8 protein-coding genes are annotated in these 11,986 nt (G+C 57.1%); 7 read left to right on the top strand and 1 reads right to left on the bottom strand.

Annotation, left to right across the window (positions count from 1 at the left end):
- The first annotated feature begins 52 nt into the window (after positions 1-52).
- Positions 53-1,327, top strand: a complete 1,275-nt coding sequence (locus ACT3UM_RS10185) for an O-acetylhomoserine aminocarboxypropyltransferase/cysteine synthase family protein (RefSeq protein ID WP_498898425.1) — start codon at positions 53-55, stop codon at positions 1,325-1,327.
- 59 nt (positions 1,328-1,386) lie between these two features.
- On the opposite strand, the gene speB is transcribed toward ACT3UM_RS10185, so the two are convergent.
- Positions 1,387-2,289, bottom strand: coding sequence for an agmatinase (gene speB, locus ACT3UM_RS10180; RefSeq protein WP_498898766.1), 903 nt, complete (start codon positions 2,287-2,289; stop codon positions 1,387-1,389).
- A 164-nt stretch (positions 2,290-2,453) separates the two neighbouring features.
- Here speB and ACT3UM_RS10175 point away from each other — a divergent pair, with 164 nt between their 5' ends.
- The 6 genes from ACT3UM_RS10175 (at position 2,454) to katG (ending at position 11,916) form a co-directional block, all read left to right on the top strand.
- Entirely contained in the window at positions 2,454-3,377 is a 924-nt protein-coding gene (locus ACT3UM_RS10175; protein ID WP_498898423.1) for a LysR family transcriptional regulator, read from the top strand.
- Positions 3,378-3,567: 190 nt separating this feature from the next.
- A complete protein-coding gene (locus ACT3UM_RS10170; protein ID WP_498898421.1) occupies positions 3,568-5,139 on the top strand; it encodes a Re/Si-specific NAD(P)(+) transhydrogenase subunit alpha in 1,572 nt (523 codons plus the stop codon).
- A gap of 16 nt (positions 5,140-5,155) precedes the next feature.
- Positions 5,156-6,598, top strand: a complete 1,443-nt coding sequence (locus ACT3UM_RS10165) for an NAD(P)(+) transhydrogenase (Re/Si-specific) subunit beta (protein ID WP_498898420.1) — start codon at positions 5,156-5,158, stop codon at positions 6,596-6,598.
- Positions 6,599-6,741: 143 nt separating this feature from the next.
- Positions 6,742-8,508: an ABC transporter transmembrane domain-containing protein gene (locus ACT3UM_RS10160; RefSeq protein WP_498898418.1), complete on the top strand. Its 1,767-nt coding sequence runs from the start codon at positions 6,742-6,744 to the stop codon at positions 8,506-8,508.
- A 28-nt stretch (positions 8,509-8,536) separates the two neighbouring features.
- The gene (locus ACT3UM_RS10155) at positions 8,537-9,535 is read left to right on the top strand and encodes an aldo/keto reductase (RefSeq protein WP_498898416.1); all 999 of its coding nucleotides are present in this window, start codon (positions 8,537-8,539) and stop codon (positions 9,533-9,535) included.
- Between the two features lie 227 nt (positions 9,536-9,762).
- Entirely contained in the window at positions 9,763-11,916 is a 2,154-nt protein-coding gene (gene katG / locus ACT3UM_RS10150) for a catalase/peroxidase HPI (RefSeq protein WP_498898414.1), read from the top strand.
- The last annotated feature ends 70 nt before the right edge of the window (positions 11,917-11,986 follow it).

Raw genomic sequence — 11,986 nt, 5'->3', positions numbered from 1 at the left:
GCTTGTTTAGGATCAATAGCTGATCTCAATAAAAATATAGCGAGCCGTCCTCATGAAGCCAGAAACCATTGCTCTTCACCATGGCTATTCGCCTGATTCACAAAACGCCGTGGCGGTGCCGATTCATCAAACCACGTCGTTTTCATTCGATAACGCGCAGCACGCGGCGGATCTCTTTGATCTGAAAGTCGAAGGAAACATTTACTCGCGCATTATGAACCCGACCTGCGCCGTGTTGGAGCAGCGGGTAGCCGCGTTGGAAGGCGGTATCGCTGGGCTAGCGGTGGCATCGGGAATGGCAGCGATCACCTATGCGATCCAGACCATTGCCGAAGCGGGCGATAACATTGTCTCGATCAGCGAGCTGTATGGCGGTACCTACAATCTGTTTGCCCACACCTTGCCGCGCCAAGGCATTCAGGTGCGGTTTGCCGATAAAGACGATATCGACGGCATCGAAGCGCTGATCGACGAACGAACCAAAGCGGTTTTCTGTGAAAGCATTGGTAACCCCTCGGGTGGCGTGGTCGACCTAACAAAGCTTGCTGAGGCGGCGCATCGTCATGGAGTGCCGGTGATTGTCGATAACACTACGGCGACGCCGTTCTTATGTCGGCCGATTGAGCACGGAGCGGACATCGTTGTCCACTCGGCGACCAAATATATCGGCGGCCACGGCACCACGGTGGGCGGTGTGATTGTTGATTCAGGCACCTTTCCCTGGGCCGAGAATGCCAGCCGCTTTCCGCTACTCAACGAGCCTGATGTCTCCTATCACGGTGTGAGCTATACCCGTGATGTGGGCGATGCGGCCTTTATTGCCCGCGCCCGGGTGGTGCCGCTACGTAATATGGGCGCGGCGCTTTCTGCTCAAGCGGCCTGGAACCTGCTCCAGGGATTGGAAACGCTGTCACTACGGATTGAGCGTATCTGTGCCAATGCCTTAGCGGTTGCCAAGCATCTGGAAAGCCATCCATTGGTCACCTGGGTGCATTATGCTGGCTTGGAAAACCATTCCGATCATGCGCTGGCCCAGCGTTATATGAACGGCCATGCCTCGGGGATTCTTAGTTTTGGCATTGAAGGTGGGCAGGCCGCTGGTGAGCGCTTCTACGATGCGCTGGCGCTGATTCTGCGGCTGGTCAATATCGGCGATGCCAAAAGCTGCTCTTCCATTCCCGCCTCTACCACGCACCGCCAACTCAACGAGCAGGAACTAAAAGCCGCTGGTGTCACGCCGGATATGGTGCGCCTATCAATCGGCATCGAGCATATCGACGATCTGCTGGCGGATATTGATCAAGCGCTGTCGGCCTCTCAAGGGTAGTCTGTTTCGCCCCCGCCATCTCAATGCCGTAAGAGCCAAGAGACGGCGGGGGCTAACTATCAAACGCCTTTGGACGCTGCCAGGGTATACAAAAACTCTAAACCCAGCGTTGCGGCGGCAAGTGAAGTAATGTCTCCGTGGTCATAGGCGGGGTTCACTTCCACCACGTCCATGCCAACTAACTCCATGCCCACCATGCCGCGAATGACTTTTAGCATCAGGTCAGTAGACATACCGCCGCACACCGGTGTGCCGGTGCCTGGGGCGTAGGCGGGGTCGAGGCCGTCAATATCCAAGGTAACGTAGGCCGTGTGATAACCCACGCGGGCACGAATGCGCTCAAGCACAGCTGCGGCACCGTGGTCATTGACCCAGTCTGCATCCAGCACCTCGTAAGGGTGGTTGTGGCGGTCATAGCTGGTGCGAATACCGATTTGCAGCGAGTGCTCGGGTACTACTAGGCCTTCTTTGAGGGCGTGGTGAAAAATGGTGCCATGGTCAAAGCGGGTGCCTTGCTCGTAAGTGTCGGTGTGGGCATCAAAATGGATCAGCGCCAGCGGGCCGTGCTCTCGGGCGTGGGCGCGCAGCAGCGGCAGGCTAATATAGTGGTCGCCGCCCAGGGTAAGCATTTTTTTACCCGCTTTTAACCAGCGGTTGGCGTGGGTTTCCAGGTTATCGACCAGGCTTTCGGGCTCGCCATAGGCGTAATCAACGTTGCCCGCATCGCAAACCTTGAGACGGTCTTCCAAGGCGAAGTCCCATGGCCAGCGTTTGCCTTCCCAGATCAGGTTAGCGGTACTTTGACGAATAGCATTCGGCCCCATACGGGTGCCTGAACGGCCTGAGCAGGCCAAATCAAAAGGAACGCCACTCACCACAACGTCAGCGTCGGTCGCCTTGGGATCCGTTGCTTTTGCTACGCCCATAAAGGTAGAAATCACATCGCCATAAAGGCTGGGCATGGTCTGAGTTAGTGGGTGGGTCACCGGTGTGCTTCTCCTTGCGTACTGGATTATCGCTGATAGTCGCTGGTGGGCGAATGAGCGGCAGACAATAAGCAATTCCTGGTGATAAATTAAATGAATGTTTAGAATTTAATCATTCGTTACATGAATGATGAGGATCTATGCGCTCGCTACGCCATTTCGACCTAAATCTTCTGCTGGTATTTGAAGCGCTGATGCGCGAGCGCCATGTCACTCGCGCGGCAGAAACGCTGCATTTAAGCCAACCCGCCTTGAGCCATGCCTTAAAACGGCTACGGGAATCGCTGGATGATCCGCTACTAGTGCGTACCGAAAACGGTATGCAGCCGACACCCCGGGCACTCGCGCTGCTGCCCGTGGTGCAACAGGCGCTAGCGATGCTGCGACAAGGTCTTGCGCCCCCCGCAATGTTTACCCCTGCCAACAGCACGCGCCGCTTTACACTCGCCACCACGGATTACTTTGAAGAGGTCATGTACCCGCTCTTTTTAAGTCAGCTGTTGGCTTATGCGCCGGGCATTAGTTTTTCCATTGAACTTATAACCCCGGACGTACTGAATGAGGGTCTGGAGCAGCGCCAAATTGATATGGTGGTAGGGTTGGATAGCCAAAGCGCGCTGCCCAGTGGCGTGATTCAGACTCCCTGGATGGATGAGGAACTGGTCTGCCTGGCTGCTACCCACAATGATCGCGTGGGCGATGTGCTAAATATTGGTCAGTTTGCGGGTGCGCTCCATGTGGAGCTGGCGGATATTAGCGGCCTGCGCCCCAGCAATATCGATAGCTGTCTTGTTCAACACGGCTTAACCCGCCGGGTAATCTCTAAAAACCTCAACTATATCGCCGCGGCGCGGGTGGTGGCGCTGACGGAAGCGATCATGACGCTCCCACGTCAAATGGCTGAACGGTTCGTTGCTATGCTGCCGGTGCGTTTGGTGGAGCCGCCTAAAGAGCTCCCCGCACTAAAAATGACGTTGATTCAGCATGGGCTCTATGCCAATGATCCTGCTAACAGGTGGCTCTACCAGGTGCTTACTGAGTTTGCTAACGACTTTAGACGTTAAGGGAACCATCATGCACACTAATGGATGTTGTAATTAAACAACGCTGTTGTATCAAAGGTTGAATAGTATCTGGCAGCCACCCCGTTAGATCCTAGACTGCTATTAAGGCGTTATCACGGACGCCGTTAAAGGTGCAGGGCCCATTGAGCAACTGCGGCACTGCAATAAGGTTAAGCAAGGGAGAACAAGAGTGAAAATAGGCGCACCGAAAGAGAGTGCCCGGGGGGAAGCGCGTGTCGCGCTGACCCCTGAGAGCGCTAAGCAGATCCAAAAACTGGGCCACGAGTGCTTGGTAGAAACCGGCGCTGGCTTGGCAGCGGGCTTTAATGACGACACTTATCGTGATGCAGGCGTTACCGTCGTGGACGGGGCTGATACGCTCTGGAACGACGCTGAGGTGGTCATTAAAGTCCGCGAGCCCTCTGATGAAGAGGCCGAGCGGCTGCGGGAAGGGCAAACCTTGATCGCTTTCTTCTGGCCGGCGCAAAACGAAGCGATGCTGGAAAAGTGTAAGGCGCAGGGCGCCACCGTTATTGCCATGGATATGGTGCCGCGGATCTCGCGCGCCCAGAAGATGGATGCGCTCTCCTCCATGGCCAATATCGCGGGCTACCGCGCCGTGATTGAGGCGGGCAACAACTTTGGCCGCTTCTTTACCGGCCAGGTAACGGCAGCAGGTAAAGTGCCCCCTGCCAAGGTGCTGGTGATTGGCGCTGGCGTGGCGGGGTTGGCGGCGATCGGTACCGCCACCAGCCTGGGCGCCGTGGTACGCGCTTTTGACGTACGGCCCGAGGTCTCTGAACAGATCGAGTCCATGGGCGCAGAGTTTCTGTTCCTCGATTTTGAAGATAGCCAGGACGGTTCCGAAAGCGGTGGCTATGCCTCGCCCTCAAGCCCGGAGTTTCGCGAGAAACAGCTTGAGTGCTTCCGTGAGCAGGCAGCCGATGTGGATATCGTCATTACTACGGCGCTGATTCCTGGCCGTCCCGCGCCCAAGCTGTGGCTGGAAGATATGGTTGCAGCGATGAAGCCGGGTTCGGTGGTGATCGACTTAGCCGCCGAGAAGGGCGGCAACTGCGACCTGACCAAGCCTGACGAGCGGGTAGTATCGGATAACGGCGTTGTGGTGGTTGGCTACACTGACTTCCCTTCGCGCATGGCCACCCAGTCATCGCTGCTTTACGCCACCAATATCCGCCATATGCTGACCGATCTCACCCCCGAGAAAGAGGGCGTTATCAATCACAATATGGAAGACGATGTGATTCGTGGCGCGACGGTGACTCACCAGGGCGAAATAACCTTCCCGCCACCGCCGCCCAAAGTAAAAGCGATTGCTGCTGCTAAGCCGAAGAAGAAAGAGAAAGAGCCCACTCCAGAAGAGAAAAAGGCCACTGAGCTGGCCGCCTTCAAAGCGCAAACCAAGCGGCAGGTGAGTCTACTGGCGGTTGGCGGCGTACTGATGCTGCTGCTGGGCCAAGTGGCGCCGGCGTCCTTTATGCAGCACTTTATTGTCTTTGTACTGGCCTGCTTTATCGGCTTCCAAGTGATTTGGAAAGTGAGCCACTCGCTGCATACGCCGCTGATGGCGGTGACCAATGCGATCTCTGGCATCATTATTCTAGGGGCGGTTTTGCAGATTGGCTCCGGCAGCGTGGTGGTGGGTGTGCTGGCGGCGATCTCGGTGCTGATTGCGTCAATCAATATCGTGGGTGGCTTCCTGGTGACACGCCGGATGCTGGCCATGTTCCAAAAATCCTAAGCGGCGGAGAGACGATATGTTAGGTCAAGGATTCGTATCTGCCGCGGCAATCGCGGCGAGCGTACTGTTTATTCTGTCGCTAGGCGGCTTAAGTAACCAGGAAAAAGCCAAGCGGGCCGTATGGTACGGCATCGTGGGCATGGCGGTGGCGGTATTCTTTACTGCCCTCGGCCCTGGTATTGGCGGCTACTGGTGGCTAATCCCGATGATGCTGATTGGCGCTGGAATTGGCGCCTATGTGGCGGGCAAGGTCGAAATGACCGAAATGCCCCAGCTGGTCGCAGCGCTGCATAGCTTTGTGGGTTTGGCGGCAGTGTTTGTGGCTTGGAGCGCAGACCTAGAGCGCCGCAGGGTAATGGCTGCGCGTGCCGCCGAGGCGTCGTTGGACCAGTTCTCCGCCTTTGCCGCTCTGGTCGCCACTAAAGCCCCCGACGAGCTGATGTTCCTGCAGGTGGAGGTGGTGCTAGGCATCTTTATTGGCGCCGTCACCTTCACCGGTTCGGTGGTCGCCTTTGGCAAGCTGGCGGGTAAAGTGGATGGTAAGCCTCGTCAGTTGCCCGGTGGGCATATGCTTAACGCCGGAGCGGCGGTACTCTCGCTGCTGCTGGCGATTCTCTACCTGAACGGTGCTGGCTTCTGGACGCTGATTGTGCTGGCAGCGCTGGCATTCTTTATCGGCTATCACCTGATCATGGGGATTGGCGGTGCCGATATGCCCGTGGTGGTCTCCATGCTTAACAGCTACTCCGGCTGGGCAGCGGCTGCTATCGGCTTCACGCTTTCTAACGATCTGCTGATTGTCACCGGCGCGCTGGTTGGGTCATCGGGTGCGATTCTTTCTTACATCATGTGTAAGGCGATGAATCGCAACTTCGTCAATGTGATTCTAGGCGGCTTTGGCGGCAGCCAAGGGCCTGCGGCGGAGATTGAAGGTGAGCAGGTGGCCATCGACGCTGGCGGTGTAGCGAGTGCCCTAAACGATGCTGATAGCGTGATCATTGTGCCGGGCTACGGCATGGCGGTGGCCCAGGCGCAAACCGCAGTGAGCGATTTGGTACGTAAACTGCGTGCAGCGGGCAAGACCGTGCGTTTCGGTATCCACCCGGTCGCGGGCCGCTTGCCAGGGCATATGAACGTGCTGCTGGCAGAAGCCAAGGTGCCTTACGATATCGTGCTGGAAATGGACGAGATCAACGACGATTTCGCCACCACCGACGTGGTGATCGTGATTGGCTCCAACGACATCGTGAACCCTGCGGCCGAGGAAGACCCCAATAGTCCTATCGCTGGCATGCCGGTATTGAAGGTATGGGAAGCCAAGCAGGTGTTTGTCAGCAAGCGCGGTCAGGGTACCGGCTACTCCGGTATCGAAAACCCACTGTTCTTCAAAGACAACACGCGCATGTTCTACGGCGATGCCCGGGATAGCTTAAATACGCTGCTGCCGTTGATTGACTAGGTTAATGCGATATAGCTAGCCTTAACACTAAGCCCGCGATTATTTCGCGGGCTTTTTTGTCGAGGCATATACATCCTTGGCTGCATGCTTTCACTACTCCTGCTATGGTCGGCTACCGCCTCTTTTGTTGAGCACCTTCTACTATGAGTCAACGCCCCAATCCCCGGGTGCTGCTGCGCCTGTTGGGTCTACTGCGTCCCTACCGCATACGTCTAGGCCTAGCAGGCCTGGCACTGTTATTGGCCTCTGGAAGCGTGCTGCTGCTGGGTAACGGGCTGCGCTTAGTCATCGACCGCGGATTTTTGGCGGCGGATGAGCAAACGTTGGCCCAAACACTGGGTTTAATGCTAGCCGTCGTCACGGTGCTGGCGTTTGCCTCCGCACTGCGCTACTACCAAGTTACCTGGATTGGCGAGCGCTTGGCCGCCGACCTGCGCCAGCGGGTGTTTGATCATTTACTCACCTTGGAGCCAAGCTTTTTCGAGAGCGCAAGCGACGGCCGCGCCGCGGGGGAAATTGCCTCACGATTAACCGCCGATACCAGTGTGCTACAGAGCCTATTTGGCTCTTCAGTCTCGCTGGCGCTGCGAAATCTGGTCATGCTGGTGGGCGCCGTGGTGCTAATGCTGGTCACTCAACCGTGGCTCTCGGCAATGGTGCTGATTGGCATCCCCGCCACTCTGCTGCCCATCGTGTGGTACGGCCGACGGGTGCGGCGGCTTTCGCGCACCAGCCAGGATCGCGTAGCGGAGCTTGGCCGCTATGCCGAAGAGGCGCTAAGCGGTATTAAAACGATTCAAGCGTTTACCCATGAGGCGGTGGATAAAACCCACTATGGCCAGCGCGTGGAGCAAGCCTTTGGCAGCGCCGTAGAGCGCACCCAGCAGCGCGCCTGGTTAACCGGCGTCGCTATGCTAGTGGTGTTTGCCGCGGTTGGCTTAATGCTCTGGCAGGGCGGTCAGGCGGTGCTAGACGGCACCATGAGCGCGGGTGAGCTATCGGCGTTTATCTTTTACGCCGTGCTGGCAGCAGGGGCAATTGCCACCCTGGCCGAGGTGGCCGGGGATGTGCAGCGCGCGGCAGGCGCTGCCGAGCGCTTATTGGAGCTGCTCGATACGCAGCCCGCTATCCAGTCGCCGGTAAATCCGCAGAGCTTGCTAAGCCCTTCGCGTGGTGAGATTACCCTGGAGAACGTCACCTTTACCTACCCCGGCCGGGAAACCCCAGCGCTTGAAGGGTTTGATCTGCATATTAAGCCGGGAGAACGAGTGGCTGTGGTGGGGCCTTCCGGGGCAGGTAAAAGCACTTTGTTGGCGCTGCTGCTACGCTTTTATGACCCCAGCCAGGGACGCATTACCTTGGATGATAAGGATGTCCGTGCGCTAGATCTTGCCGCCTTACGCAGGGCCATGGGGTTGGTGTCACAAGAGCCGGTGCTGTTTAGCGGCTCGGTGGCCGAGAATCTACGCTACGGAGACCCCGAGGCTGATATCGATAGATTACGCATTGCCGCCCAGGATGCCAGCGCCCTGGACTTTATCGATGCGCTACCCCAAGGTTTTGATACACCCCTAGGCCCCGGTGGCGTGCAGCTCTCTGGTGGCCAGCGTCAGCGGCTCGCTATCGCTCGGGCGCTGCTCAAAAATCCTGCGGTACTGCTGTTGGATGAAGCCACCAGCGCCTTGGATGCGGAGAGTGAGCGGCTGGTGCAGCACGCGCTGGATCGGCTGATGGTCGGGCGCACCAGCATCGTGATCGCCCATCGGCTGGCGACTGTCATCGCCGCTGATCGCCTGCTGGTGCTTGAGGGTGGGAAACTGGTAGCGGCGGGCACTCACGCGGAATTGCTCACCACCAGCGCGCTCTATCGTCATTTAGCCGCGCTGCAGTTTGGCGGTGAAACGTTATAAAACGGTTCTTTTAATGATGGGAATATCGATGTCGAGCTTCTTTCAGCGCCTTAATGCCGTAAATGCCCCTTCGATTGGTCTGGGCTGTATGAACCTCTCCCACGGTTACGGCAGCATTGTGCCGGAAAGCGCAGCCCTACGGGCGTTGGATGAGGCCTTTGATATGGGCTATCGCCACTTCGATACCGCCACGCTGTATGGCGCCACGGCCAATGAGAAAGTGGTCGGGCGCGCCCTGGAGGGAAAGCGGCACCAACTCTTTCTGGCCAGTAAATGCGGCATGGCGATGGACCCTGAGTCAGGCAAGCGGGTCATTGATGGCCGCCCGGAAACCCTGCGCAAGCAGTGCGAAGCAAGCCTTGCGCGCCTGCGTACCGACCATTTAGATCTCTACTACCTGCACCGCATGGATCGCCAAGTCCCCATTGAAGAGAGCGTGGGTGCGCTGGGGCGCCTGGTGGAAGAAGGCAAAATTGGTGGCGTGGGGTTATCTGAAATTTCTGCGCTAACGCTGCGCCGCGCGGTCACCGAATATCCCATTGCCGCGGTGCAGTCGGAATACTCGCTGTGGACGCGCAATCCTGAAATTGCGTTGATTCATGCGTGTCGAGAATTGGATGTTGCTCTGGTAGCGTTTAGCCCGCTGGGGCGAGGTTTCTTAACTGGCGCTATCAAAGACCCGGCGCGCCTAGAAGAGGGCGATATGCGCCGACATATGCCGCGCTTTAGTGCCGAGAACTACCCACACAACCTAACGCTATTTGCCCGCCTGGTGGCGCTGGCGCAGGCCTTAAGCGTCACGCCAGGGCAACTGGCACTGGCGTGGTTGAAGGCTCAAGGGGAGGATATTATCCCTATTCCAGGTACCCGCTCGCCTGAACATATGCGCGAGAACTTAGCAGCGGAAACGCTGCACCTTGATGTCACCAGCTTGTCTCAGTTGAATGCCATGATGACGCCAGACCAAGTAGCAGGCGCCCGCTACAGCGAGGCCCAGCAGGCAGATATCGACACCGAAGAATTTTAACCACTGTAGCGCTAGCAGACTGCCGATGTATAAAAGCTATTAGATCGGTCACTAAAAGCAAATTGTGCCTATGAAGGATCTGCTTTAAAACAGTACCAAGTGAGTGAAACGCCCTTTCCCTGCACAGCAGGCAGAGCGATAGCACTATCGTAAGGGCGCTCACCGTCAGTTGACTTGGTAGCTTAAGATGAGTGCAACCAAGACAAAAGCAAAAAAGGGAGAGAGCTATGAGTGGTAAATGTCCTGTAATGCATGGTGGTAATACCTCCACGGGCACGTCGAACAAAGACTGGTGGCCGGAAGGGATCAACCTGGATATCTTGCACCAGCATGACCACAAAACAAACCCGATGGATACTGATTTCGACTATCGGGAAGAGGTCAGAAAGCTTGATTTTGACGCGCTCAAGCAAGACGTCCATGCGCTGATGACCGACAGCCAAGCCTGGTGGCCTGCCGATTGGGGTCACTACGGTGGTTTGATGATCCGTATGGCGTGGCACTCCGCGGGTACTTATCGTCTTGCTGACGGCCGTGGTGGCGGTGGTACCGGTAGCCAGCGTTTTGCACCGCTCAACTCCTGGCCCGATAACGTCAGCCTGGATAAAGCGCGTCGCCTGCTGTGGCCTATCAAGAAAAAGTATGGCAACAAGATCAGCTGGGCCGACCTGATGATCCTGGCAGGTACCGTTGCCTATGAATCCATGGGGCTACCCGCTTATGGCTTCTCCTTTGGTCGCGAAGATATTTGGCACCCAGAAAAAGACATCTACTGGGGCGATGAGAAAGAGTGGTTGGCGCCTTCTGACGAGCGCTACGGTGACGTTAAAAATGCCGAAACCATGGAAAACCCGTTAGCCGCCGTACAGATGGGGCTTATCTACGTTAACCCCGAAGGCGTTAACGGTGTCCCTGACCCGCTGCTGACGGCTCAGCATGTACGCGAAACCTTCGCACGCATGGCTATGAACGACGAAGAAACGGCTGCGCTAACCGCCGGTGGACACACCGTGGGTAAGTGTCACGGTAACGGCGACGCGGCTGCGCTGGCTGCTGAACCAGAAGCCTCTGACGTTGAAAATCAGGGCTTCGGTTGGGGCAACCCCACCATGGGTGGCAAAGCGAGCAATGCGGTGACATCCGGCATTGAAGGCGCCTGGACCACCAATCCGACTCAGTTCGACATGGGCTATTTCGACCTGCTGTTTGGACACGAGTGGGAACTGCGCAAGAGCCCCGCAGGCGCTCACCAGTGGGAGCCGGTGAACATTAAGGAAGAGGACAAGCCGGTTGACGCTAGCGACCCCTCTATCCGTCACAATCCGATCATGACCGATGCGGATATGGCCATGAAAATGGATCCGACCTACCGCGCCATTTGTGAAAAATTCATGGCGGATCCGGAGTACTTCAAGCAAACCTTCGCTAAAGCATGGTTCAAACTGACCCACCGTGACCTGGGCCCGAAATCGCGCTACATCGGCCCGGAAGTGCCCGCTGAAGACCTGATCTGGCAGGATCCCATCCCGGCTGGCAGCACCGACTACAGCGAAGAAGTCGTTAAGCAGAAAATCGCCGAAGCAGGCCTGAGCATCAGTGACATGGTCAGCACTGCCTGGGACAGCGCACGCACTTACCGCGGTTCCGACATGCGCGGCGGTGCCAACGGTGCCCGCATTCGTTTGGCGCCCCAGAAGGATTGGGAAGGCAATGAGCCTGCGCGTCTCTCCAGTGTATTAGCAGTGTATGAGAAGATCTCTGCCGACACCGGCGCCAGCCTTGCCGACGTGATCGTTCTGGCCGGTAGTTTCGCCATTGAGAAAGCCGCCAAAGCGGCAGGTTATGACGTTCGCGTACCTTTCGTGAAAGGGCGTGGCGATGCCTCTGCCGAGATGACCGACGGCGAGTCGTTCGAGCCGCTAGAGCCGCTGGCGGATGGTTTCCGCAACTGGCAGAAGAAAGAGTACGTAGTTAAGCCGGAAGAGCTGCTGCTGGATCGCGCTCAACTGATGGGGCTGACAGGGCCCGAAACGGTCGTGCTACTGGGCGGTATGCGTGTGCTCGGCACCAACTACGGCGGCACCAAGCACGGTGTATTCACCGACCGTGAAGGCCAGTTGACCAATGACTTCTTCGTCAACCTGACCGATATGGGCAACAGCTGGAAGCCAGTGGGCAAAAATGCCTATGAGATCCGCGACCGTCAAACAGATGCCGTGAAGTGGACGGCTACCCGTGTTGACCTGGTGTTCGGTTCTAACTCGTTGCTGCGCTCTTACGCAGAAGTCTACGCTCAGGACGATAACGACGAGAAGTTCGTTAAAGACTTCGTCGCCGCCTGGACGAAAGTGATGAACGCAGATCGCTTTGACGTCGCTTAAGCGCTCACACTAAGTACTGGGCACTTTAGTTCTTGTGTAAGTAAGCCTGCATCTTAGGATGCAGGCTTTT

It is taken from the genome of Halomonas sp. AOP13-D3-9 (assembly GCF_052379125.1).
In the GTDB taxonomy this organism is placed as follows: Bacteria; Pseudomonadota; Gammaproteobacteria; order Pseudomonadales; family Halomonadaceae; genus Vreelandella.
This window is presented reverse-complemented; position numbering and strand designations above follow the sequence as displayed.